The organism is Nitrosomonas sp., assembly GCA_031316255.1.
Classification (GTDB): domain Bacteria; phylum Pseudomonadota; class Gammaproteobacteria; order Burkholderiales; family Nitrosomonadaceae; genus Nitrosomonas.
Genome location: JALDQW010000001.1, coordinates 2200333 through 2226445 on the forward strand (window position 1 = coordinate 2200333; position 26113 = coordinate 2226445).

Consider the following 26113-nt stretch of genomic DNA (forward strand, 5'->3'; position numbering starts at 1 on the left):
AAATCCTGTACTCTATTTTAAGTAGGTTAAAAACCAGTTGGCGGCATGTTGCGCGGCTTGTTCAAGCGTGCCGGGTTCTTCAAATAAATGCGTTGCCCCTGGAACAAGGGTAAGTTCCTTGTGGCACTGCAATACTGCAAAAGCCTGTTGATTCAATTCGATAACGCCATAATCCGCGCCGCCAACAATGAGTAATGTCGGTGCAGTTACTTTTTTTAAATCAACTTCACTGGTCAGATCCGGCCGGCCACCACGCGAAACGACCGCGGAAACGGCTGTATCCATTCTTGCGGCTGCTTTGAGTGCCGCCGCAGCGCCTGTACTGGCGCCAAAATAGCCCAGCGGCAATGTCTCAGTATCTGTTCCGGCTTTCAACCAGGCCGTTGCTGCGATCAGGCGCCGGGTTAACAGTGCAATGTCAAAACGCATGGCGTAGTCCTGATCCTCGCTGCGCGTTAACAGATCGAACAGCAGTGTGCCGATGCCATGCTGCTGCAGGATTTGCGCGACAAAACGGTTGCGTGGACTCAATCGGCTGCTGCCACTGCCGTGGGCAAATAATACAATGCCATTTACCGAAGAGGGTAATACCAGATCGCCTTCCAGTTCGACTGTGTCGGCAGGTATTTTGACTTCGCGCATACGGCTGCTCCTGTTTTATGAATAGCAAATCATGACGATTGAGTCTGAATTAAAGAATAACATGTTGCAGCACAGCTGTTCCACCGGTACGTGCGGCCCATGTCTTTAATCTCAGGGAATTTGCACGGTGATAAACCGGTTTCGGTGATAAAATTAATTCTGTTGGGGATTAGCTGTAAGTCTTGGATAAAACGTATAATTTATCTGCTTGTGCAGATAATGCTTGACGAAAAAGTACAGGATAGGTTTTACTTGCTCTTTCAAGAACAATAATAACAATAACGCTATTGTTTGATCGCTAACATAAAGGAATTAGAAGCATGAAAAAATTAGTCATTATTGCACTGTGTATTTTTATCCCGGGTTACATATACCTGATGATTCAGTATTTTTAAAATAAACCTGACAATGAAAACCCGGCAACCGAATCAGATGCGCGGATGCCGGGCCATCATCGGTTATTCTGAATCTGTCATAATAATTTTTCGTTATCGTTCAATGAGAAGGGTATACCTTCAATCACCGCAATACGCAGTCACTTGAATTTCGATTTTCATTCTGGGATCGGATAAACCGGCTGTCAGCATCATGGCGGAAGGTCTGACATCGCCAAAATATTTACGCGTGACCGGAAAGCATTTGGGAAAGTCATCGACATTCGGTAATACGTAGGTTACGCGCACCACATCTTTTAAACTGCTGCCGGCTTCCTTCAAGGCGGCGTCTATGTTCTGGAAACACTGTTCAGCTTGCTCCAGAAGATCTTCTGATATGGTCATTTTACTGTAATCAAACCCCGTGGTGCCGGATACCATGACCCAATCTCCTGCCCGGACTGCGCGGGAATAACCAATTTCCTGTTCAAATGTTGAGCCAGAACTAATACGTTGAACCGCCATAATAACGTCTCCTTTGCAAAGATTTGTGAAAAAATAGCACTATAATTGGGTTGGCAGGCGATTTCAAAACAGATTTGGTTTTTTGATGAGAGACACACTATAAATGACGACAACATTGTACTGGCATGACTACGAAACATTCGGTGCGGATCCCCGTAGAGACCGGCCTGTGCAGTTTGCCGGATTGCGTACGGATGATGCGCTTAATGAGATCGGAAAACCGCTGGTCATTTACTGTAAGCCGCCACGGGATAGTTTGCCGCAACCTGTTTCATGCCTGATCACCGGGATCACGCCGCAACTGGCTGACGAGAAGGGCCTGCTGGAGCCGGAATTTATTGCGCGTATTCACACTGAATTGGCGCAGCCGGAGACATGTGGTGTGGGCTATAACACCATCCGTTTTGACGACGAAGTCACGCGCTATGCACTGTATCGAAATTTTTACGATCCTTATGCGCGCGAATGGCAGCAGGGTAATTCCCGTTGGGATATCATCGATCTGGTGCGCATGACTTATGCGTTGCGACCTGAAGGGCTGGAATGGCCGCTGCGTGAGGCCGTGCCCGGTGAGGATGCAGAAGAAAGACTGCCGAGCTTTCGCCTCGAGGATTTGACAGCTGCGAATGGTATCAGTCATGGCGCTGCACATGATGCGTTGTCCGATGTGCGCGCCACGATTGGTCTGGCAAGATTGTTGCAGCAACGGCAACCGCGTTTGTATCGCTGGCTTTTCCAGTTACGCAATAAACGCCGTGCGGCTGAATTGCTTGATGTGACGCAGCACACGCCCGTCGTGCATACGTCACGGATGTATCCGGCGAAAACAGGGTGCACGACCCTGGTCATGCCGCTCGTTGCAGAGACGAGTAATCCAAACAGTGTGCTGGTGTATGATTTGCGTTATGATCCGGAAAGCTTTCTGGATATGGATGTATCTCAACTGGATCAACATCTGTATACACGGACGGAAGATTTACCCGAAGGCGCTCAACGCCTGCCGGTCAAGTCGGTAAAAATTAACAAATGCCCGGCGCTTGCGCCGCGCAACACGCTTGATTCGCAGGCGGCAACGCGTATAGAAATTGATCTGGATACTTGCCATCGGCACTGGAAAAAATTAACAGAGTACTGTGCCCGAACCGATTTTGCGCAGCGTATTGCACTGGCTTACAGCGGCCGAACCTTTGAACCGTCTGCCGATGTCGATCAGGCGCTGTATGATGGTTTTATGGATAACGCCGATGCGCTTTTGTTTCCACAAATAAGATCTGCAACGCCGCAACAACTGGCAAAAGCCGGTTTTGATTTTCATGACAAACGTTTGCCTGAGCTTTTTTTCAGGTACCGTGCGCGCAACTGGCCGGAAACATTATCGCCCGAAGAAAATCGCCGCTGGAAGCAGTTGCGGCGTCAGCGATTGACGCAGGTAACAGATGGCGACGGTCAAATGATTGAAGCCTATTTCGATCAGATTGAAATGCTGGGCGTAGCGCATCAGGATAACGCAAAATCGCAGGAAATTCTGGATGCACTGACGTGTTGGGGAAAAGATCTGCTGAATTTTTGATCGGGATAGGCCGTGATAAAATCAATCATTTGCAGCAATTGATTGTTAAAATAATTTACGTATTTTTTGATATATTTCCAGGCGTTTATGAAAAAAAGTTATCTAGAAAGAATTCTCACAGCACAAGTTTATGACGTGGCGGTAGAAACGCCGCTGGAAAAGATATCAAACCTGTCGGCACGCATTCATAACCGGGTATTGCTAAAGCGCGAAGATTTGCAGCAGGTTTTTTCATTCAAGCTGCGAGGCGCATATAACAAAATGCTCAAACTTTCGCCGGATGTGCGTAACCGCGGCGTGGTGGCGGCTTCGGCAGGTAATCATGCGCAAGGCGTAGCATTGGCCGCAAAAAAACTGGGGTGCAGCGCAACCATTGTCATGCCGGTGACTACGCCGCAGATTAAGGTGCAGGCGGTTATGGCGCGCGGTGCGACGGTTGTGCTGCATGGCGACTCGTATAACGATGCCTATGACCACGCGATAGCGCTGACTGAATCGCAGCAGGCGACATTTATTCACCCCTACGACGACCCGGATGTCATCGCAGGGCAGGGTACTATCGGGATGGAAATTCTGCGTCAGTATACCGGTAACATTCATGCCATTTTTGTGCCGGTTGGCGGCGGCGGTTTGATTGCCGGCGTTGCTGCGTATGCCAAAAGGCTTTTTCCCGAAATTAAAATAATCGGTGTTGAACCGATGGATGCGAATGCGCTGTACCGTTCATTGCAAAGCGGGCGTCGCGTCAAACTGGCGCAGGCCGGATTGTTTGCGGATGGCGTGGCCGTCAAGCAGGTTGGCAAGGAAACGTTCCGGTTATGCCGCGAACTGGTCGATGAGGTTATTCTGGTGGATACCGATTCAATATGCGCGGCGATCAAGGATGTTTTCGAGGATACGCGCAGCATCCTGGAACCTTCCGGCGCGCTTTCTGTCGCCGGTATCAAGGCGTATGTCGAACGGGAAAATATTGCGCATCAGACCTTGATCGGAATTGCCTCCGGCGCCAACATGAATTTTGACCGTTTGCGTCATATCTCGGAACGCGCGGAGATTGGCGAACAACGCGAAGCGGTGATGGCAGTTACCATTCCGGAAAAACCGGGCAGTTTTAAAAAATTCTGCAGTTTGATCGGTACGAAAAGTATTACGGAATTCAATTATCGTTATTCCGACGCCAGAGAGGCCCATGTTTTTGTCGGTATTTCAGTGCGCAACAGGGAGGAAGCCGAGAACCTCATTGCCGACTTGCAGGAAAGTGGCCTGAATACGCAGGATTTGAGCAATAATGAAATGGCCAAGCTGCATATTCGGCACTTGGTCGGCGGCCATGCGCCCGAAATTGAAAACGAAATCCTGTATCGGTTTGAATTCCCGGACCGGCCCGGTGCGTTAATGGATTTTCTGAATGCCATGAGCCACAACTGGAATATCAGTCTTTTCCACTACCGGAATCATGGCGCAGATTATGGTCGTGTGTTGATCGGTATACAAGTGCCGCCGGTGGAGCGGTCCGATTTCAAGGCATTTCTGGATCAACTCGGTTATCGATACTGGGATGAAAGTAAAAATCCAGCGTATAAGCTGTTTCTTGGTTAATGGCTGGTTTTTTGAGATGACCGGAAATTTACACTTATTTTGACGGATACATGGGGAGAGTTACAAATGAATGAATATATCGCTGAATTGTCGAATCTGTTTCCTTTCGATGCGTTGATTAATGCGTTGAACCAGAGGAGCTGGCTTGAGATTGCGCTTATTCTGTCGCCGTCGGTTGTGCTGATTTTTTTGTTGTTCGGCTATATTGGTTTTTTGAGATCGAAACTGTGGCAATGGACGATATATACGGTCTGTTTTGTTCTGCTTGCCTTCTACATGCCATATGAGCTGGTGCGGCAATCGACTGAAATGTCCAGGGCACAAGCCAATGTCGATGAAATGGGCAACACGCTGCAAGAATTCATGGAAGCAGCCAATCTGGAATATGTCAACACGCTGAACAATGAAGAAGTCGCTGCCGGGATGCTGGACGAACTGCTCAATGGTCTTAATGCGAAACAGAAGCAAGAATTGATCATGATTTCGTGGCTCATGGCCGAAAATGAAAAGCAGGCGCTCGGTCAGATTGATGATAAACAGAAGTTACTGGCCGATGATATCAAAACCAGTGTCAGCACGGCCACAAGTGAAATTATTGGCTCCAGAGAACCTGCCGAGAAGATTTCCGGCGATGTCGTCAAAAAACTGGAAACGGATGTCAATTATTTGCTGGAAGAGCGAATGAGTGCATTCAAGCAGGAAGTCGACAAGGCTCTGGACAGCTTTGAAAGTGATATTAACGCGTTTATACAGACTGAGCTCGATTCCTATGGAGAAAAACTGACGGCAATAACCCAGCAGAACGTGGACGAATTGAAAGATTATTCCAGCAAGGTAAGCCGGACAATTGCCCATCAGGTCAATAAAATCAATCAGGAGTCTCTGCAAAGGCTCGATGACACCAAAGTCAGCATAGACGGTATTGGCGCAGCGATTAATAATATCGATCTGCAGGTCGTGGTCAAACAGATCAAGCAACTTTCCAGTAAAGTTGAAAAGTCTCAGAGAAAGAATGATCTTCTGTTTGAGTATAATGAATGTATGCGCACAACGGGGATGCTGGATCTGGGCGGTAAAAAAGACGAATGCCGGGAAAAACTTGATGGCGCGCTCGGTAAGCTATAAGACCTTCTGACGCGAGTTTGGTGATCGATGATGCAACATGCTGAATGGCCTAAAAATGGGCGACGGACTTCTGCTTCGGAATGGAAACATTTTTCCAGTTCAGACGATCTGTGATTGCAGACTGCAATGCACTTGCGCTATTGGGTTCGCCATGAACGATAAACGTTTTTTCCGGACTTTTCGTAAAATGTCGCAGCCAGTCGAGTAAGGCGGCCTGGTCGGCATGAGCTGACAGGCCACCGATAGTGAAAATTTCCGCTCTGACGGGAATGTCCTGACCAAAAATTTTGACGATTTTTGCGCCGTCAACCAGACGCCGTCCCAGTGTTCTTGCAGCCTGAAAGCCGGTAATGACGATGCTGCATTCCGGACAGCCGAGGTTGTATTTTAGATGATGCTTGATGCGTCCGGCATCGCACATGCCGCTGGCGGAGATAATGATCGCGCCACGGCGGATGGTGTTGAGATGCATGGACTCTTCAACATCCTGAATAAAATGAATCCGCGGCCGTTTGTGATTGCCGTTCATCCACTGTATCGCATCCAGGGTTTCCTTGTCGAGCAGTGCAATATGCTTCATGGTGATGTCCGTGGCCGCCAAGGCCATCGGGGAGTCCACATAAATATCCATTTCACCGAGTTTGCCCGCGCGATACAGATCGATCAGCAAGAACAGCAGATCCTGCGTGCGGCCGACGGTGAACGCCGGAATAATGACATTGCCGCCTTTTTCAATCAGCGTGTTGTTGATTGCGAATACCAGTTCATCCAGTGTATCAAGCATATTGCGGTGCAATCGGTTGCCGTAGGTCGACTCAATCAGCAGAATATCTGTATGCCGAATCGGGGTCGGATCGCGCACGATAGGATGCCCCGGTTGTCCCAGGTCGCCTGAGAAAACGATTTTTTTGGTTTCGGACTCTTCATTTAACCACAGTTCGATCATGGCGGAACCCAGGATATGACCCGCATCCCGGAAAATACACCGGACTGAAGGGTGCGGCGAAATTTCAGCATCGTATTCAACGCTGTGCAGTTGCTTGAAAAAATTTTCAGCCTGGGTAACGGTATAGAGCGGTGCGTATTCCTGCAAAGAACTGCGCATCTTGCGTGCGCCGCGCCGTTCCCGGTTGCGCCATTCGGCTTCTTTTTCCTGGATATGCGCGCTGTCCTTGAGCATCACATGCAGTAAGTCGATAGTCGCCGAAGTGGTGTAGACCGGGCCTTTGAAGCCCCATACGCTCAATCGGGGCAGTAGGCCCGAATGGTCGATATGCGCGTGCGTGAGCAGTACAAAATCGATTGTTTCCGGGTCGAAGTTAAATGCCGTGCGATTTTTTCCATCTGCCTCACGCCCGCCCTGAAACATGCCGCAGTCCACAAGAAAGCGTAAACCGTCTGTTTCAATCAGGTAGCATGATCCTGTCACTTCGCCTGCAGCACCGAGAAATGTCAGTTGCATAGTTTGTTGGTCAATTTATTGCTCGAGTGTGTTCAGTATATGCAATGTCCCGTTGACAAGTAAATCGATTTCTTCTTCGGTAATGATATAAGGCGGCATAAAGTAAACCGTTTTACCGAGCGGGCGCAGCAATAACCGCTGTGTTAACCCGGCCTGGAAGAACTTCTGGGAAAACTGCTCAATTTCGGTGTCGACTTCAAATGCCCAGATCATGCCGCAATTGCGGAAATGGCGGACTTTGGGGTGCGATGATAATGCTGCGGCAGCCTGGTTAAGATATTCAGTCTTGATTTTGTTGGTTTCGAGTACGTTATCCTGCTCAAAAATATCGAGTACTGCCAGCGCCGTACGGCAGGCCAGTGCGTTGCCTGTATGCGTATGCGAGTGCAGGAATGCATGTGAGGATTTGTCATCGTAAAAACGCTGATAAACGGTATCGGTTGTCAATACGACCGAGAGCGGCAGATACCCGCCGCTCAATCCCTTTGCAAGACACAGGAAATCCGGCGCGATATCGGCCTGTTCGCACGCGAACATCGTACCGGTGCGGCCAAAACCGACTGCAATTTCATCGGCGATCAAATGCACCTGATACCGGTCGCAGATTTCCCGTGCGTGTTTAAGATAAACGGGATGATACATGCCCATGCCCATCGCGCCCTGAATCAGCGGCTCAATAATCAAAGCGGCTGTTTCGTCATGGTGCCGGGACAGGTGTTCCTCAAGCGCAGCGGCAGAGCGCAACGCATAATGCTCGGCAGACTCGCCGTGTTTTGCATAGCGCCAGTCCGGCGTCATCACATGCGTGCAGGGACGCAGCAATGGCGCATACGTTTTTTTGAAAATCCCGACATCGGTAACCGATAGTGCGCCGAGCGTTTCGCCGTGATAATCGTTCTGCAGGCTGACAAACTGCGTTTTATTCGGTTTTCCGGCCAGTTGCCAGTAGTGAAAACTCATTTTCAACGCAATTTCGGTCGCCGATGCGCCGTCGCTGGCGTAAAAGCAATGCCCGAGATCACCTGGCGTAATCGATGCCAATCGTTCGGATAACGCAACAACCGGCTCATGCGTAAAACCGGCGAGCATGACATGCTCGATTTTATCGAGCTGATCCTTGATCGCCGCATTAATCGCCGGATGAGTATGCCCAAACAGATTGACCCACCATGATCCGATCGCATCCAGATAGCCGTTGCCATCCGCATCATAAAGCCAGACACCTTCGCCGCGCACAATCGGCACTAATGGATAAGTTTCGTGCAGCTTCATTTGCGTGCACGGATGCCAGACCGTTTGCAGGCTGCGTTGTTGAAAAGAGGGGAGAGCTGAAACGTTGGACTTGGCGGAATCGGCCGGATTTGTGATGGACATAAAAATATTTGAATGAGAATAAAAGCGGTTATGTATAAGATTGTTTGCTGATCAGCATTTATTTCGATGGAAATGCGTTGCTGTGTAAAAGGGGTTTATATCGCGTATGGGCGATGGTAAACCGAATTAAGCACAGTTTCCAGTCCGGCAAGCAGTTAAGCACTTCTTTAAGATATCAATTTTACGCCGCAGTGCGTTCTTCAGTGAAAGATTGAACAGGTTTTAAGCGGACAATCTAAATAATTTCCGGATTCATATTGGACACATTTATGTGTGTTTAAGCATTTCCGCGGAAAATTAAAGTGGAGAGGCAATCTGGATGCATTGAGGGTTGATCATTGATTTTTGTCGATTCCAGTGTATGGATTGTTTATTACAATGACATGGATACGCCGGAAACTAAAAAACTGGGTACACTGCTGGGTTCTTCTCCGATTTGTGTTGGCGACATTTTGCATTGAACACGGCCCGCCGCTTCTTCATTCCGATTGACATTACAAGAAGCTGGCGCAGCATCATACCGGGCATGATTCCGGCAAGATTGCGCGCGATCAACCGGTGCGACAATTGGCAGAATAAAAGCCATTTGAAGTACAATTAATTGATAAACAATTCAGTTCTCAAACAAAATTTTCAACGTGCTTTTTTTGGATGTGATTGAAAGCATCGATCCCCTGTTCCAAACGGTATTTGCCCTGGATTAGTGGTTCTGCCTGGACTTGTCCTGAAGCAAGTGTATCGATAGCGCGATCGAATGGACCGCAGCGCGAGCCGATGACGGTGATTTCGTCGACCACCAGTGCCGAAGCGTTGATGTTGATGTTGCCGATTGACAAGCCGCAGGCTGCATTGATTTCGCCCACCACCCGTTTGCCAAGCTGCTTGCCGTGGCCGCTTTCGACGATGCCGACAAATTCGTGACCGAGCACGCCGCAGTATGGGTGGTAGCCCTATATCAATTCGCGATCTGTGTTGCAGATTCCGGCCCTGACGATCCGGATCAATGCTTCGTCCGATGCGGGCTTTGGCATGGACTAGCCGGTGCGAAATTGCAGATGTTGATTTTTCAGCCAGATTCCTTTCATATTGATTTGTTCTGTGGTGTGAATTGGCGCATAAAAGTACTGGCCGGTAAAATTTTTCTACGGGTTGGTCTTGAAATTCTGAATCATAGCCCTTATTATTGTTAGCACTCATTGATGAAGAGTGCTAACACCATTTCTGGATTGTCAGTGTTGTCTATCAATAGACAGACAAGTTATTCCATATATTTGCAGCGTTAAATTTTTAATAGGAGAAAAAGCATGAAAATTCGTCCATTACATGACCGTGTAATCGTCAAACGACTGGAGGAGGAGCGCAAGACAGCATCAGGTATTGTGATTCCAGACAGCGCTACGGAAAAGCCCGACCAAGGTGAAATCCTTGCTGTCGGCAAGGGCAAGGTTGCGGACGATGGCAGTGTACGTGCATTGGAAGTCAAGGTGGGCGACAGAGTATTGTTCGGCAAGTATTCAGGCCAGGCAGTCAAAGTTGAAGGTGATGAACTTTTGGTCATGCGTGAAGATGACATTATGGGCGTAATCGAAAACTGATCATTACAGACGACGAATAAGACAACTTGCAAAACAATATTTTAGATAACGAGGAGAAAGAAAATTATGTCAGCAAAAGAAGTTAAGTTTGGAGATGTGGCGCGCCATAAAATGATAGACGGGGTTAATATTCTGGCTAATGCCGTAAAAGTAACGCTGGGACCGAAAGGCCGCAATGTTGTACTGGATCGTGCATACGGTGCGCCGACAATTACCAAGGATGGTGTTTCAGTTGCCAAGGAAATCGAACTGAAAGATAAATTCGAGAATATGGGCGCTCAGATGCTCAAGGAAGTATCCAGCAAGACCTCTGATGTTGCCGGTGATGGCACAACGACAGCGACCGTTCTGGCGCAGTCTATCGTGAAAGAAGGCATGCGTTATGTTGCTGCAGGTATGAATCCAATGGATCTGAAGCGTGGTATCGACAGAGCGGTCGGCGTAACAGTTGAAGAACTCAAGAAAATGTCAAAACCTTGTGCAACAGCAAAGGAAATTGCGCAGGTTGGCAGCATTTCAGCAAATTCGGATACCGAAATCGGACAAATAATTTCTGACGCGATGGATAAGGTCGGTAAGGAAGGCGTTATTACAGTTGAAGACGGTTCCGGATTGCAAAATGAACTCGAAGTGGTTGAAGGCATGCAATTTGACCGCGGTTACCTGTCGCCTTATTTCATAAGCAGCGCCGAGAAGCAGATTGCCCTGTTGGAAAATCCTTATATTCTGTTGCATGACAAAAAGATTTCCAATATCAGAGACCTGCTGCCGGTTCTGGAACAGACGGCCAAAGCGAGCAAGCCGCTGTTGATCATTGCCGAGGATATCGAAGGCGAAGCGCTGGCAACTTTAGTGGTCAACAATATCCGTGGCATTCTGAAAGCATGCGCTGTCAAAGCCCCTGGATTTGGCGACCGTCGCAAGGCCATGCTGGAAGATATTGCAATTCTCACAGGCGGTACGGTAGTTTCCGAAGAAGTTGGCTTGTCACTGGAAAAGGTCACGCTGGATAACCTCGGCCAAGCCAAGCGTATTGAGGTTGGCAAGGAAAATACCACTATTATCGACGGAGCAGGTGATGGGGCTAATATCGAAGGCCGCGTTAAACAAATTCGCGCTCAGATTGAGGAAGCAACCAGTGATTATGACAAGGAAAAACTGCAAGAGCGTGTTGCCAAACTGGCTGGCGGGGTTGCAGTGATCAAGGTCGGCGCAGCGACTGAAATGGAGATGAAAGAGAAAAAAGCACGCGTGGAAGACGCGCTGCATGCAACACGTGCAGCCGTTGAAGAAGGCGTTATTGCGGGCGGCGGTGTGGCCTTGCTGCGTACTATCCCGGTTGTTCAGAAACTGAAGGGAGACAATCACGATCAGGATGCCGGTATCAAGATTGTGATCCGTGCGCTGGAAGAACCGTTGCGTCAAATCGTAACTAACTGCGGCGACGAGCCTTCCGTAGTTGTCAACAAAGTAATCGAAGGCAAGGGTAACTACGGTTACAATGCGGCCACCGGTGAATACGGCGATTTGGTTGAAAGCGGTGTGTTGGATCCAACTAAAGTGACACGCTCAGCACTGCAAAATGCGGCTTCCGTTGCCAGTTTGATACTGACGACCGATGCAATGGTTGGTGAATTGCCAAAAGAAGACTCTGCCGGTGCTGGCATGGGCGGAATGGGCGGTATGGGTGGCATGGGCGGTATGGGCGGCATGGATATGTAATGACGCCGTAACGCCAGTGGCGTTCGTATAACCATCCGGTTAGAGACAGGCAACAACCCTTGAGTAGAGGGTTGTTGTTTTTTTTTTAAGTGAACAGAACGCTGAAGTCAGGTTGATTATTTGAATATCCATGTTAATCATATTCTTTCTTCTTTTTTGATATGATCAATACATGGTACATTTTAACTTATGAACAATTACAAAGACTATTCGCCGCCCGTGGAATTGCTGAATGAGCGTGTAATTCTGGTGACGGGCGCTGGACAGGGTTTAGGGCGTGCAGCTGCAATAGCTTACGCGAAACATGGTGCAACTGTCATTCTGCATGGCAGAAAAGTAAATAAACTTGAAAGTGTGTACGATGAGATTGAAGCGCTCGGCAAGACTCAACCGCTTATTTATCCACTGGATTTTGAGAAAGCGACAGAAAACGAGTTTATACTTCTGGCTCAGGCAATAGCGGAACAATTGGGGCGTCTCGATGGTATTTTGCATAATGCGGCTTTTTTATACGGAGCGAGTCCAATGGAAAATCAGACGCTGGAGCAATGGCAAGTCCTGATGAAGGTTAATCTGCTGGCGCCGTTTGCGTTGACAAAAGCCTGTCTGCCATTATTGAAAGCATCGCCGGATGCAAGTATCGTTATGACAGCAAGTACACAAGGACATAATCCGACGGCGTATTGGGGTGGTTTTTCGGTGGCCAAGGCAGGCATTGAGGCATTGGTCAAGCAGCAAGCCGATGAATGGCATGTGCTGCCAAATTTGCGCATTAATGCGTTAATCCCCGGTATTGTCAATACGCCGCAACGCGCGAAAACGCACCCCGGTGAAGTCAAACAGATATTGCCTCAACCTGAAGATTTAATGCCGTATTACTTGTTTCTCATGGGGTCAGATAGCAAGGCGGTAAATGGGGAAATTATTCTGTGCCAAACGCAGCATTAAGTGCTCATTGGAAGATAAACGGGTATAATCATTCAGTTGTGTAACAGGAATATATACGAATATATTAAATACTGAGCGTGTTGCGAAAGTGGCGGAATTGGTAGACGCACCAGATTTAGGTTCTGGCGCCGTAAGGTGTGGGGGTTCGAGTCCCCCCTTTCGCACCATTGATACAGCGTGGTGTGACAGTATGTAGAATAGACACTCTGTTTTGCCATAAATTAGGAAACAAAAAATAATCAAACCCTATTATATGGGTAGGCTTAAGAAAACTTATTCATAATTCAGTTTTTCATGTTGTTATTCAATCAGGAATTTTAATGCGATCAAATGTAGAAAATCTCGGTGCATTGGAGCGTCGTATAGACATATCAATCTCACAGGATCAAATACAGGATGAAGTAAATAAACGGCTGAAGCAACTGGCAAAGAAAACCAAAATGCACGGTTTTCGTCCCGGCAAGGTTCCGTTAAAACTGGTGTCAGAACGCTACGGCGCGGAAGTGCAGCAGGAAGTCCTTGGCGATGCGTTACATAAAGAATTCGGCGAAGCTGTTAAGGAACATAATTTGGAAGTTGTCGGCTATCCGCGCTATGAAACGAAACAGGATCACAATGATCCGGAACAATTAGCATTCAGCGCTCAGTTTGAAGTCTATCCCGATATCGCTGTAGGTGACTTGAGCCAACAAACTATCGAAAGACCCATAACTCAGGTCAATGCGGAAGATGTTGATAAAACAATCGAAATGATACGTAAGCAGCAGATTCAGTATCAGCCTGTAGATCGTGCGGTTCAAGACGGAGACCGCGTCAAACTGGACTTTCATGGCAGACTGGACGGCAACGATTTTGAAGGTGGTCAGGGTGAAAATGCTTATCTGATTGTTGGTGATGGCAGATTTATGAAAGATTTTGAAACAGCGCTGGTTGGTATGAGTGCCGGCGAGGAAAAATCTTTTGATGTGACTTTTCCTGAAGATTATCACGGTAAAGAAGTGGCCGGGAAAACGGTTACGTTTGAAATCAAGCTGAAATCGGTGGAGTTGCCCGTTTTACCGGAAGTGAATGAAGAATTTGCCAAGGTGCTGGGAATTCAGGATGGCAGTGTCGAGAAAATGCGTGATGGAATACGCCATGATCTGGAACGAGAAGTTGTAAAACGGATCAAATCCCGGCTTAAAGAACAGGCAATGCGCTGTTTAATGGATACGACGCCAATTGACGCGCCGAATGCGCTGGTCAATAAGGAAATCGAACGTTTAATGGAAAATACGCGTGAGGATTTTACTTCGCGCGGCATGAATACGGTTGATATGCAGCTGAAGCCAGAAATGTTCAAGGACAAGGCTGAGCAACGAATAAAGCTTGGACTGATTCTGGCGGAACTGTTAAAAGCACACCAATTAAAAGCAACGCCTGAGCAGATACGCGCAATTATAGAAGACAAAGCACAGAACTACGACAATCCGGAAGAGGTTGTGAAGTGGCATTATGCATCCAAAGAACGTTTGCAGGAAGCTGAATCGTTCGCTTTGGAAGAAAATGTAGTGCGGTGGGTGCTGCAGCAGGTACAAGTGGTCGAGAAACCGGTGACTTTTGACGAGCTGATGGGGATAGTCTGATATGACAAATAAATTTGAATGGCAACAGGAAATGATGACGCCGAGAAACTTGGGCCTGATTCCGATGGTCATAGAAACAAGTGGGCGCGGAGAACGTGCGTATGACATTTATTCACGTTTGCTCAAAGAAAGAGTTGTTTTTCTGGTTGGCCCCGTTAACGAAACAACTGCAAATCTGGTCGTTGCGCAGTTGTTGTTTCTCGAGTCTGAGAATGCAGAAAAGGATATCCATCTCTATATTAACTCTCCCGGTGGCATGGTATCTGCAGGGCTTGCTATTTACGATACAATGCAATACATTAAGTCGGATATCAGTACGTTATGTATCGGGCAGGCCGCGAGTATGGGAGCCTTGCTGTTGACGGCCGGTGCTAAGGGAAAACGGTATTGTTTGCCGAATTCTCGTGTCATGATCCATCAACCGCTTGGGGGTTTCCAGGGTCAGGCGTCCGATATAGAAATTCATGCCCGTGAGATCTTGTATTTAAGGTCGCGTTTGAACGAGATTATGGCGAAGCATACAAGCCAGACTGTTTCGGTAATCGAAAAAGATACCGATCGGGATAATTTCCTGAGTGCTGAAGAGTCGGTCAATTACGGATTGGTTGATGCTGTGCTAACACATCGCGATGAAGCTGCCGATTAAGTTGCATGACTTTTTTATAACAATGTATAAAGCGATTATTATTTTTTAACACATATCGGCTTGATGACGCCAGGGTAAGAAGTATATGCCAGACAAAACGAATAGCGAAAAACTGCTTTATTGTTCTTTTTGCGGTAAAAGTCAGCATGAAGTGCGAAAATTGATTGCAGGTCCATCAGTATTTATCTGTGATGAATGTATCGAGCTTTGTAATGATATTATTCGCGAAGAAATGCAGGGCGATGAAGCAACCAAACTGGTTAAATCCAATTTGCCTGTACCGCAGGAGATCAATCAGACGCTCAATCAATACGTCATTGGTCAGGACGCTGCAAAAAAGATTTTATCTGTTGCTGTCTATAATCACTATAAACGCCTGAAGAATATGGCGAAAGTAAATGATGGCGATGATATAGAATTATCCAAAAGCAATATTTTACTGATTGGGCCGACTGGCTCGGGTAAAACATTGTTGGCGCAAACACTGGCGCGATTGCTGGATGTGCCTTTTATCATGGCGGATGCGACCGCACTGACTGAAGCAGGCTATGTAGGCGAGGACGTTGAGAATATCATTCAGAAGCTGCTGCAAAAGTGTAACTATGATGCCGAAAAAGCACAGCGTGGTATTGTTTACATTGATGAAATAGACAAGATATCGCGTAAGTCCGATAACCCATCGATTACCCGTGATGTTTCCGGTGAAGGTGTGCAGCAGGCGTTGTTGAAGCTGATTGAGGGCACTACCGCGATGGTGCCGCCACAGGGCGGTCGTAAGCATCCGAATCAGGAATTTGTTCAAGTTGATACAACAAACATATTGTTTATCTGTGGCGGCGCATTCGATGGTTTGGATAAAGTCATCCGTGCACGTTCAGAGAAGGGCGGTATTGGATTTGGCGCGGATGTCAGAAGCCAGAAGCGAAAAGATATCAATAAAGTTTTACAGAGTGTAGAACCGGAAGATCTGGTCAAATTTGGTTTGATACCGGAATTTGTTGGCCGCCTGCCTGTTGTCGCAACGCTTGACGAGCTGAATGAAGATGCTTTGGTGCAAATATTAACCGAACCCAGAAATGCATTGGTCAAACAGTATTGGAAAATGTTCAATATGGAGGGCGGGGTAGATCTGGAATTTCGTGAACCGGCTCTCAGGGCAATTGCCGGAAAAGCCTTGTCACGCAAAACGGGTGCGCGCGGCTTACGTTCAATCATGGAGGATATCCTGTTGGATATTATGTACGATCTGCCTTCATTGGAAAATGTTACCAAAGTTGTGATTGACTATAATGTTGCAAATGAAGATATCAAACCGATTTTGATATACTCGGATCAGCAGAAAGTTGCCAAAACTTCAAGTTAATTCATGTCCGATTGACAGGAAAATCTTTTGATGTGCATTTATAAATCGCCCCAGGAATAATGGGCGGTTTTAAAATACATATTTTGTTACAATGCTTTGTTGTTCTCAAAGGATTTTCCTTGTATTTCAATATGATATGGTGTTAATTTTTGTTCTTGCCTGGTCATGATTAAATCGCTGAATTTTTAGAGATACCCTAAAGAATATTCCTGTTCTGCCTTTCCTTGTTTTAGTTTTCTGTGATTTCCTGACAGTCTGTTCGTGTTTAACAGGCATAGCCTAAAGAAAACGTATCCGTTTTGCGCCACTGTAATCTTTTGAAAGCCATTAAACAAAACTGAAAAATCCCTGCTGTTTTTATTATTTAGCAAGTGGATGTGTGTTACTGTATATTTGTCTTGAGATTTTGTTGAACGGCCATATACTCTATCTAAGAGTAATAACCTATTTTGGGAAATTTTGTATATGACTTCCTTAGTTGATGATTCCGAACAATTGATACTGCCACTTCTCCCGCTGCGGGATGTGGTTGTATTTCCGCATATGGTGATTCCATTATTTGTAGGACGACAAAAGTCGATCAAAGCACTTGAGCTTGCGATGGAATCCAATAAAAATATTCTGCTGGTGGCGCAGAAAATAGCTTCCAAAGATGATCCGGAACCTGAGGATATGTATGATGTTTGCAGTATTGCAAACATTCTTCAGATGCTTAAATTGCCTGATGGCACGGTAAAGGTTCTGGTTGAAGGCAATAACCGTGCACGTATATTGGAATATATTGATTCCGAGAGTCACTTTGATGGCAAGGCTGTACGGATTCAACAGGAGCTGGATGATAAGCCTGAAGCTGAAGCAATGCGACGCGCATTGATGACTCAATTTGACCAGTATGTAAAACTCAACAAAAAAATACCGCCTGAAATTATTACCTCATTAGGCGGCATTGATGAAGGCGGGCGTCTGGCCGATACAATTGCTGCTTATCTGCCGCTGAAGCTGGAGCAGAAACAGGACGTGCTTGAAATATTTGATGTCACAAAACGGCTAGAACATTTGCTGGGGCTGTTGGAGACGGAACTGGATATACTTCAGGTTGAAAAGCGCATACGCGGAAGAGTCAAGCGCCAGATGGAAAAAAGCCAGCGTGACTACTACCTGAATGAACAGGTTAAGGCCATTCAAAAGGAACTGGGCGAGGGTGAAGATGGTGCAGATCTGGAAGAAATCGAACGGAAGATAAAAGCCGCTCAAATGCCCAAAGAAGCGCGAGAAAAAGCCGAGTCTGAATTCAGGAAACTACGTCTTATGTCGCCCATGTCAGCGGAAGCGACTGTAGTGCGCAATTATATCGATGCGCTGGTAGGTTTGCCGTGGAAGAAGAAAAGCAAAATCAGTAAAGATCTTGAGGCGGCTGAAACGATTCTGAATGAAGATCACTATGGTCTGGAGAAAGTCAAAGAAAGAATCATCGAGTATCTGGCCGTTCAGCAACGCGTTGACAAAATGAAAGCGCCGATACTTTGCCTGGTGGGACCGCCGGGAGTGGGTAAAACCTCGCTGGGGCAATCCATAGCGCGCGCGGTAAACCGGAAATTTGTGCGCATGGCGCTGGGAGGAGTGCGGGACGAAGCAGAAATACGCGGGCACCGTAAAACCTATATTGGTTCGATGCCCGGTAAAATTCTGCATAATATGACCAAGGTGGGCGTCAAGAACCCGCTATTCCTGCTGGACGAGGTGGATAAGATGGGAATGGATTTTCGCGGAGATCCTTCTTCAGCACTATTGGAGGTGCTGGATCCCGAGCAGAATCACACCTTTGTCGATCATTATGTCGAGGTTGAATACGATTTATCCGAAGTGATGTTTGTTGCCACTGCAAATTCATTGAATATTCCACCCGCATTGCTTGACCGGCTGGAAGTGATTCAATTGTCGGGTTATACCGAGGATGAAAAGCTCAACATTGCGGCAAAATACCTGTTGCCAAAGCAATTAAAAAATCATGGTCTGAAGAAAAGCGAACTCATACTTTCAGATACTGCGCTAAGGGATATTGTTCGTTACTACACACGTGAATCAGGTGTGCGTTCGTTGGAGCGTGAAGTTTCCAAGATATGCCGGAAAGCAGTCAAGATGCTGCTTCTTGACAAGGAAAAAGCTAAAGTTTCTGTCACATCGCGTAATCTTGACAAGTTTTTGGGTGTACGCCGTTTTTCATATGGTGTGGCCGAGAAAGAAAATCAGGTTGGTCAGGTTACCGGGCTGGCATGGACCGAAGTGGGTGGCGAATTGCTGACGATAGAAGCAGTCGTGGTGCCCGGTAAAGGAAAAACCATTACCACCGGAAAACTGGGCGAAGTCATGCAGGAATCCATACAGGCGGCGTTGTCGGTTGTGCGGAGCCGTTCTCACCTGCTAGGCATACCGGAAGATTTTTATCAACAGAAGGATATTCATATTCATCTGCCGGAAGGCGCTACCCCTAAAGACGGTCCGAGTGCAGGTATCGGTATCTGTGTGTCCATGGTGTCTGTTCTAACAAACATCGCCGTCAGATCGGACGTGGCAATGACCGGAGAAATCACATTGCGCGGTGAAGTACTCCCGATCGGCGGGCTCAAGGAAAAACTGCTTGCCGCACATCGTGGCGGTATCAAAAAAGTGATTATTCCGGAAAAAAATGCCAAGGATCTGGTGGATATTCCTGACAATATCAAAAGTCAGTTGATTATCAAACCGGTGAAATGGATTGATCAGGTTCTGGATATTGCCCTTGAACACAAACCGCAATCTTTGCCGACCACAATATCCGCTTCAGCGGCTTCAATGCAAGCGGGCGCCGAGGATAAAATGACTGCGCGCGTTATTAAGCATTAAATTGTTTTACTGCGTTAAGCGCGTGGCGCTGATTTGTTCAGTGTCACGCGCTGTCGAAAACGCATGGCGTGAAGCCAGATTGGAGCCAAACGTCTATTACAGCGTGCAAGCCCACCGGGTTAATTTTCTTGCTGACGGTGCCATTCAATAGTATCTTGCAGCGATTGCCGTAAGGGACGCGGACGCCAGCCTAATTCATTTTGGGCTCTGCTGGTATCGTACCAGGCATACCGGTTCCAAATTTCAAGTACATTGCTCGATACTTTGGGAGGTTTCCCGGTTATTTTACTAATAAGCGCTATGATAAGGATAATCGGATAAAGTAATGATGCGCGCAGTGAAATGCGTAGCTTTGGCGGCCGAAAACCAACAATCTCGGCAACTTCCTCGATCAGGCGCTCGGCGTTGATATTGTGGCTACTCAGAATATATCGTTGACCGGATTTCCCTCGTTCAGCCGCACGCAGAACCCCGTCAGCATAGTCTCTCACATCAAGAACGCCGAAGCCGATTGGCGCTGTAAAACGAAAGCCCGGCTTGCTCATCCGCATAACCAGTTTGTTTGCGGGCGCGCCGGCCCAATCCTCTGGTCCGAGTGTAAATGACGGATTTACAACAATAATATCAGGATCACCCGGTGCTGTTTTTGCCAATGCTGCCTGCTCGGCATGACGCCGGGACACGGCATAGGAAAGTGAAAGTTTGTGATCTTCCCAATCTGCGGTTTCATCCAATGGTGAAGCATCATGGTGCATACCTACAGTCAGGGCGCTGCTGCTGATAACGATTCTTGAAACATTTGCCTGTGCGGCAGCATCCACCAGGTTAGACGTGCCTATTACATTTTCATTATGCAGATGTTGTTCCGATGCTTCTCCGCTACCCAGGGCAATTGCGAAGTACAAATGGAATACCGTGTCAACGTCTTTACAGGCATTTCTCAGGATATCGATATCGCTGATGTCCCCTTTCACAATTTCGACATTCTGGTTATTCAGCGCAAGCATTGCGAACGAGTCAGGTTCGATCCGGGTAGGCAAGAAAACGCGTGGACAAATGCCTCTTTCATTTAGCAGTTTTATGACATGGTACCCAAGAAACCCGGTTGGGCCAGTAACAAGAACGGAATTCATAATGTTTACCTCTTGATGTTTCCGGGTTTTGAGAGAATTTGGTTACTTCATGATTTTACTGAACAATATGAACGGATGCGTTCAAAGATCGTTCTTTTTTAAAAAACCTTAAATACGATTTTGTACCCGCTTTACGGTTAATAATACTGCATTTGCTAGATAGTGTCGTCACAAGTTAGAAATTACTATATAATTATGCTGTAAGTGATTATTATAAATGGTAATAATATGTCAGAAGCTCATCGTAGACATGATCTGTCAGATCATGTCTGGTCGTTACTGGAACCCCATTTGCCAGGGCGATCGTGGGGAGGTGTTGCAAAAGATAATCGTCAGTTTATCAACGCGGTATTCTGGATTTTACGTACGGGCGCACCCTGGCGGGATTTGCCGCCGGATTACGGCGACTGGAAGAACACGCATCGACGATTTTGCCGATGGCGGGACAAAGGGGTTTGGGAAAAGTTACTGGAATTACTGGTCAATGATCCGGACTACGAATGGTTAATGATTGATGCCAGTCATATTAAAGTACATCCGCATGCATCTGGCGCGAAAGGCGGGAACCAAGCGATGAATCGCACAAAAGGGGGCTCAACACGAAATTACACCTGGCCGTGGATGCGCATGGTATGCCGGTCCGAATGTTTATTACAGACGGTACCACAGCGGATTGTACACAAGCTGTTGAATTAATCAGAGGCATCAATGCCGACTATTTGTTGGCTGATCGGGCTTATGATACCAATGAGATAGTTGAACACTGTGAGACTAAACAAATAGAACCAGTAATTCCATCGAAGAAAAATCGTATTCGCCCGCGTAATCATGATAAAAACTTATACCAATATCGACATTTAGTGGAAAATGCATTCTTACATCTAAAGCGTTGGAGAGGCATTGCAACACGATATGCGAAGAATGCTGCATCGTTTCTGGCGGCTGTCCATATACGATGCATCGCTATTTGGGCTAGTATCTCGTGACGACACTCTCTACCAATCCGGCTAAAAAAACACAATAAAGCGTAATCAACCGTATCGGTTTGGAATGTAATTTTGCTGGAGCTTGGAGTGGGACTGATTCAATTACCCGGATTTCGCGAGCTCCGTCCGGGCTACTTGCTAAAACGGATTACTTCATATTCTGGATGATGCAAATGTAAGGATTATTATTGCGCTGTTTTATTAATCCATCTGATAACAATTGAATCCGTTTCTTGCTAATTGTGTTACTTTCATTACCCCCGATGGTCATTACGTAGTTTCCTGATCTGTCAGTACCTTTTCCGATGACAATAGCTGAGTGCGACAAATATTTTTTATTTTTCTTTGCAAAATCAAAGTCAAAGCTGTTATCACTACGGTTATTTTGAATAATATCACCAAGACCAGGTGCGTAGCTAGAAATGTCATGCCCACGAAACACACCTTGGTTTTTGTCTGCGTTTTCAATAGCTTTATGGACAAACGCAGCATGTCTAGGGTGAAATTTGAATTCAGTTTTTGTTGCGCCAGCTTTTTTGATACACCAAGAAACAAAAACAGCCGACCATGCTTTTTTTACACCGGGAAAATTTTCACCGATATCTTCCCAATATTTTCGTATCTGCTTTGATAGATTAGGGTCATCTTCGTCATTGTAGCGATATAAATTATATTGTTCTTCTACAATCTCAGTTAACTTTTTGACGTATTTTGTAATCATTTTTTATGCATTCAGAGTTTAAATATTTATGGGATATAAAAATTACTTATTGCGATTTATACTTTTGAGTAATTTTCGAAATATCATTCTATGTACACGGCGCTAAAAAGACAATGTGAATTAATTCGCTATTTTTTTGGTTTCACGATTACCACATTTTTGATTGAATCATTCTCAAATTCCGTAATTGCCGGCACCAGAATTTTTTCGAAATTCGGATATGTGGCAATCTTCTGCACATCCAGTAAATACTGCTTTATATCAACTACAGGCTTATGCAAAATGTGCAGGATCTCATCTTCATCTTTGTTAAGAAAGTTATTGAAATGAGAAAGTATGACGACTCTGGGTTTTAAGCGAGCTATTTGTTTTTTTGGGTAATCTTCAACGTTATCAGCACTCGCTGCAAGACCGATAACCACATCAATAGGAATATCACCAGGGGGCAGGCTGTCCGGATAGTCTGCTAAAGGCATTGGCGAACCCAACATGAGCACGATAAACTCGGTATCATTATGTTTTAACTTGAATAAAAAATTATAGACTTCTCCCGAAGGGTAATCTGTAAGTTTGCGTGGCAGGTGTTTCAGAGGTTCTTCAATTTTTCGATCGAGAAAGGTATGGTCAAATGCTTTTTCTATACCAAAAAATTTCAAGTCAAATGAGAAATGGGGCGTGTGAGCCGTTTCCAACGCCATATACTCTATGGAATAACCTTTATTGCGCTTCTGGTTCGAAATCGGTATGGATTTCCATTGGCCCGGTTGTTTCGTGTCGACAATGTTAACGCGTTTGTCCAGATCAGTATTCTTATGCCCTTTTAAGATGTTTTGAGTGGTTAGGCTCCCAAATAAAGGGACATTTTGCCAATTTGGGAGTTCGAGCATTGCGGTATGCACATCCAGAAGGTGGTCAATATGCGAATGACCGATAAAAATAGCATCGGGGGCCTGTTTGAGTTGTCCCAACGTTCTTTCAACTTCCTGCTTGTCGGATAAGACTTTTTTCAGATTCTTGCCCGTGGTGACAAATGGGTCTGTAAGCACACCTATTTCTCCGAATTGGATATATGTGCGGCTGTGCCAAACCAGTAAATTTGCAGCTTGTCTGGTGTTGTATCGAAATTGTCAATAACTGAGGGCTTGATTTCCATCACCATTCCAGAGCGGACTGGCATTTCAAAATTATTTTTGCGGGCTTCAATATTTGAGCAACTGCTTAGTAAGAGAATTGCTCCAAGTAAGATCAATATTTGTTTGTGTATGGTATGCATAGCACGGCTCCATCGACTGTAATTTATAAGATTTAAGATGGATGCTTTCCTCACATGGGAATATGAGAAAAATAATGGCTGACAATAAACCAGAAGAAGTGTCAGCCATTTTTTATATAAACAGGTTAGATATCATCCGTAAAACGTTTAATGATACCGTCTTTGTTTTTTTCCAGTCCTTTATCCAGCTCCTGAACACGCTCGGCAAAATTATCATATTCGGTCACATTAACACTGACGACAAAATTACCAAGTCCATATTTATCTTTATCGAAAAATGATCTTGGAATAGCTGGGAAAAGCTGTTTGTCAGTTTGTGGTATTTGTTTTTCTGTTCCTAGCGTCAGATTGCTGACTTTAAATTCTCTTGAGGCGATTAATTCGCTATGGCCTACTTCCTTATTGTCTACCCATACGGCCATGATTGATATCTGAACGGTAACATCAACTTTTTGAGGTCTCAATAATGATAGTTCTGCTGGGCTGTTCAAATTAAATATCGTCCAGGGAGCAAGTAAATCAAACCCCAAAGGTCTGCTAAAGTCAATGGCTGCAATTTTGGCTTTAGACTTATATACTGTTATTTTTCCAGGTTTGATTTGGAAAGCGGTACCGTCTAATGAACTGTCAATATCGAATGTCAATTCCATTGCTGGAATAGATGCTTTGTTTCCTTTGTTGTCTTCACCAGAAACTGTCCGCTTTAAAGTCATGCTTTTTAGATCAGTTGCAACAATCTTTTCACAACTTTTCTTAAGATCAGGCTTAAATACCTCTATTGTATTTGTACTATCATTTGGGTTAGGTTCATGTACGGTTGATCCTCGTCCCGTATAAAAATGGTCGCCGATTCCAATAGCAGAGTAAGAGGCACTATATCGCTTTGCCTCATCTTTGAGAAATTGTTGTGCTTGTTGAATTGCAAATGTAAGTGCAGCTGCTCCCAACGCGCCGCCTATAACAAAACTATGTGGTTGATTGGCGTTATTATCGATACAACCTTGCCATCCGCTTCTAATATTATCTCGATCTTCGTTGTTATTTACATCAGTGTGATATTGGAACGAAAGTGAAACAGCCTCACCTTTCCGTTGATCAGAATTTGGATACGGTGGAAATATTAGATTAGATAAATTTCTGCTAATTGATGAACAGCCACTGAGAAATACCGCTAAAAACATTAATAGAAATAACCGTCTCATTTTCTTCCCTCTTTTTTATGTTAGTCCTTACAAAATTGGTATATCAAACCTTAAACTAAGTGAGTATCCACTTTGAAGAAATTTATACTTTAATCATTTTTGTTAATAAATAACCCAATTGAGTCATTTTCAATTTTCATGTGCAAGGTAGCTGCTAATTCCTATATAAAAGACACTGGTTTTCGCCTTTACCCAACCCACACCAGCATCTCCTCGCGCGACGAGACCCCCAGTTTGCTGTAAATGCTCTTAATATGGTTGCGCACGGTGTGATAGCTCAGGTGGATTGTTTCGGCGATGTCTCGTGTTGCGGTGCCACGGAAGATCAGCAGTGCGATTTCGAGTTCGCGGTGGGTCAGTCCTTTACGGTTCAACTGGTTGAAAATTTTTCCGATTTGGTGGGCGACGCGCGATAAGTGCATCAGGTAGGTGCAACGCTGGTAGTTAGCGTCATGGTTGATCAGCGTCAGTTTGATTTCGTATAAGCGCCTGCCGAGTTTTGACAAAAAGCTGAACCATTCCAGTTTTTCCCGCTGGGCGCTTTTAACAAGTGTTGCCGCTGTTGACTGGAATGAGTGGAATTCCTGTTTGATAATCTTTTCAAAAGCATGGCTCTGGAAAAGGGTGTTGCCATCGCTGCGGATGACAGCGACGGGTTCGGTATGTTCAGACCAGAATTGCGTAATCTGGTCGGCGTTCAGGCTTTTTTCCTGAAATTGTATGAATCTGAACGCTTGCAGCAGGGATGGCCTGAGTATGTTTAATAACGCAAAATCGCGCGGACTGTATATTTGGGGTTTTTCATGCAAGCGGCAAAAGTAAAACTGACAGGCCTGGCTTTGATCGTCGCGGAATGTCAGCATTGTTGAGCAGTGGTGCGATTGTTGCCAATTCTGATCGAAAGAATGATGGAAACTGTTTTCTGTACCGTTGCATCGCATGCTCATGTCAACCCCGACAGGCAGCAGCGGGTTTGGATTGCCGGTTGAGGATTGTGTTGCGGCCGGTTTTTGTATGGCGGTATTTAAAAACCGCATCCAGCTATGCTGACAGCAGGTTGACTGATTAATGCTGTTGATCAATTGCGGATTGCTGTGATCATCTGCAAGCCGTACATAAAATACGCCATTGCAGGCCAGTAATGGCAGCACAGCTTCTTTTAGAACCTGATTGAGGTCGTTTCTATGTTGGCAGTTGTTTAGCCAGTTAACAATAGCCAGCGTTTTTTGGCGATCCGCGTCGGCAAGACCGTCTATAGCGATATCTTTATCCATCTTTTAGCCCTCATTACTATTTTTGAAATTAAGATGAATTGTTGAGAACCTGTTCAAGATCTCGCTTAAAA

General features: G+C 45.9%; 22 protein-coding genes and 1 tRNA gene. 12 read left to right on the forward strand and 11 right to left on the reverse strand.

What is annotated here, in order from left to right; all coding sequences use genetic code 11:
* Window positions 1–12: 12 nt before the first annotated feature.
* Together MRK00_09710 and MRK00_09715 are read right to left on the reverse strand one after the other, a co-directional pair.
* Entirely contained in the window at window positions 13–642 is a 630-nt protein-coding gene (locus MRK00_09710; GenBank protein MDR4517643.1) for a dienelactone hydrolase family protein, read from the reverse strand.
* Between the two features lie 515 nt (window positions 643–1157).
* Window positions 1158–1541 carry a RidA family protein gene (locus MRK00_09715; GenBank protein ID MDR4517644.1) on the reverse strand — a complete coding sequence of 128 codons (384 nt, stop codon included), beginning with the start codon at window positions 1539–1541 and terminating at the stop codon, window positions 1158–1160.
* A 103-nt stretch (window positions 1542–1644) separates the two neighbouring features.
* On the opposite strand from MRK00_09715, the gene sbcB reads away from it, so the two are divergent.
* The 3 genes from sbcB (at window position 1645) to MRK00_09730 (ending at window position 5835) form a co-directional block, all read left to right on the forward strand.
* Complete coding sequence (gene sbcB, locus MRK00_09720; protein ID MDR4517645.1) at window positions 1645–3111, forward strand: exodeoxyribonuclease I; 1467 nt, start codon at window positions 1645–1647, stop codon at window positions 3109–3111.
* Between the two features lie 87 nt (window positions 3112–3198).
* On the forward strand, window positions 3199–4710 hold the full coding sequence (gene ilvA, locus MRK00_09725; GenBank protein MDR4517646.1) for a threonine ammonia-lyase, biosynthetic: 1512 nt from the start codon (window positions 3199–3201) through the stop codon (window positions 4708–4710).
* Window positions 4711–4776: 66 nt separating this feature from the next.
* Complete coding sequence (locus tag MRK00_09730) at window positions 4777–5835, forward strand: hypothetical protein (protein ID MDR4517647.1); 1059 nt, start codon at window positions 4777–4779, stop codon at window positions 5833–5835.
* A gap of 49 nt (window positions 5836–5884) precedes the next feature.
* On the opposite strand, the gene MRK00_09735 is transcribed toward MRK00_09730, so the two are convergent.
* From MRK00_09735 to MRK00_09750, 4 genes are all read right to left on the reverse strand, one after another.
* A complete protein-coding gene (locus tag MRK00_09735; GenBank protein MDR4517648.1) occupies window positions 5885–7297 on the reverse strand; it encodes an MBL fold metallo-hydrolase in 1413 nt (470 codons plus the stop codon).
* Window positions 7298–7312: 15 nt separating this feature from the next.
* Window positions 7313–8569, reverse strand: a complete 1257-nt coding sequence (bioA, locus tag MRK00_09740; protein MDR4517649.1) for an adenosylmethionine--8-amino-7-oxononanoate transaminase — start codon at window positions 8567–8569, stop codon at window positions 7313–7315.
* Window positions 8570–9044: 475 nt separating this feature from the next.
* Window positions 9045–9257: a hypothetical protein gene (locus tag MRK00_09745; protein MDR4517650.1), complete on the reverse strand. Its 213-nt coding sequence runs from the start codon at window positions 9255–9257 to the stop codon at window positions 9045–9047.
* Window positions 9258–9291: 34 nt separating this feature from the next.
* The gene (locus MRK00_09750) at window positions 9292–9600 is read right to left on the reverse strand and encodes a hypothetical protein (protein ID MDR4517651.1); all 309 of its coding nucleotides are present in this window, start codon (window positions 9598–9600) and stop codon (window positions 9292–9294) included.
* Window positions 9601–9975: 375 nt separating this feature from the next.
* Here MRK00_09750 and groES point away from each other — a divergent pair, with 375 nt between their 5' ends.
* The 8 genes from groES to lon all read left to right on the forward strand — a co-directional run bounded on the left by groES (window position 9976) and on the right by lon (window position 19453).
* Complete coding sequence (gene groES / locus MRK00_09755; protein ID MDR4517652.1) at window positions 9976–10266, forward strand: co-chaperone GroES; 291 nt, start codon at window positions 9976–9978, stop codon at window positions 10264–10266.
* A 66-nt stretch (window positions 10267–10332) separates the two neighbouring features.
* Window positions 10333–11988: a chaperonin GroEL gene (groL, locus tag MRK00_09760; protein MDR4517653.1), complete on the forward strand. Its 1656-nt coding sequence runs from the start codon at window positions 10333–10335 to the stop codon at window positions 11986–11988.
* Window positions 11989–12177: 189 nt separating this feature from the next.
* On the forward strand, window positions 12178–12936 hold the full coding sequence (locus tag MRK00_09765; GenBank protein ID MDR4517654.1) for a YciK family oxidoreductase: 759 nt from the start codon (window positions 12178–12180) through the stop codon (window positions 12934–12936).
* Window positions 12937–13018: 82 nt separating this feature from the next.
* A tRNA-Leu gene (locus MRK00_09770) sits at window positions 13019–13103 on the forward strand.
* A gap of 153 nt (window positions 13104–13256) precedes the next feature.
* Entirely contained in the window at window positions 13257–14561 is a 1305-nt protein-coding gene (gene tig / locus MRK00_09775) for a trigger factor (GenBank protein ID MDR4517655.1), read from the forward strand.
* A gap of 64 nt (window positions 14562–14625) precedes the next feature.
* Complete coding sequence (gene clpP / locus MRK00_09780) at window positions 14626–15207, forward strand: ATP-dependent Clp endopeptidase proteolytic subunit ClpP (protein MDR4517656.1); 582 nt, start codon at window positions 14626–14628, stop codon at window positions 15205–15207.
* An 85-nt stretch (window positions 15208–15292) separates the two neighbouring features.
* Window positions 15293–16570, forward strand: coding sequence for an ATP-dependent Clp protease ATP-binding subunit ClpX (gene clpX / locus MRK00_09785; GenBank protein MDR4517657.1), 1278 nt, complete (start codon window positions 15293–15295; stop codon window positions 16568–16570).
* Window positions 16571–17035: 465 nt separating this feature from the next.
* Window positions 17036–19453 carry an endopeptidase La gene (gene lon / locus MRK00_09790; protein ID MDR4517658.1) on the forward strand — a complete coding sequence of 806 codons (2418 nt, stop codon included), beginning with the start codon at window positions 17036–17038 and terminating at the stop codon, window positions 19451–19453.
* Between the two features lie 119 nt (window positions 19454–19572).
* Here lon and MRK00_09795 read toward each other — a convergent pair whose 3' ends face one another.
* Complete coding sequence (locus MRK00_09795) at window positions 19573–20586, reverse strand: NAD-dependent epimerase/dehydratase family protein (protein ID MDR4517659.1); 1014 nt, start codon at window positions 20584–20586, stop codon at window positions 19573–19575.
* A gap of 228 nt (window positions 20587–20814) precedes the next feature.
* Between MRK00_09795 and MRK00_09800 the strand changes: the two genes are divergently transcribed.
* Window positions 20815–21572 (forward strand): IS5 family transposase gene (locus MRK00_09800; GenBank protein ID MDR4517660.1). Its coding sequence is split into 2 segments (ribosomal slippage): window positions 20815–21166 and window positions 21166–21572, totalling 759 coding nucleotides; the frame shifts between segments, so codons are not numbered across the junction.
* A gap of 148 nt (window positions 21573–21720) precedes the next feature.
* On the opposite strand, the gene MRK00_09805 is transcribed toward MRK00_09800, so the two are convergent.
* The 4 genes from MRK00_09805 to MRK00_09820 form a co-directional block, all read right to left on the reverse strand.
* A complete protein-coding gene (locus MRK00_09805) occupies window positions 21721–22293 on the reverse strand; it encodes a DUF2272 domain-containing protein (GenBank protein MDR4517661.1) in 573 nt (190 codons plus the stop codon).
* 128 nt (window positions 22294–22421) lie between these two features.
* Window positions 22422–23339: a hypothetical protein gene (locus tag MRK00_09810; GenBank protein MDR4517662.1), complete on the reverse strand. Its 918-nt coding sequence runs from the start codon at window positions 23337–23339 to the stop codon at window positions 22422–22424.
* A 352-nt stretch (window positions 23340–23691) separates the two neighbouring features.
* Window positions 23692–24768: a hypothetical protein gene (locus MRK00_09815; GenBank protein ID MDR4517663.1), complete on the reverse strand. Its 1077-nt coding sequence runs from the start codon at window positions 24766–24768 to the stop codon at window positions 23692–23694.
* Between the two features lie 188 nt (window positions 24769–24956).
* The gene (locus MRK00_09820; protein MDR4517664.1) at window positions 24957–26042 is read right to left on the reverse strand and encodes a helix-turn-helix transcriptional regulator; all 1086 of its coding nucleotides are present in this window, start codon (window positions 26040–26042) and stop codon (window positions 24957–24959) included.
* Window positions 26043–26113 lie beyond the last annotated feature (71 nt).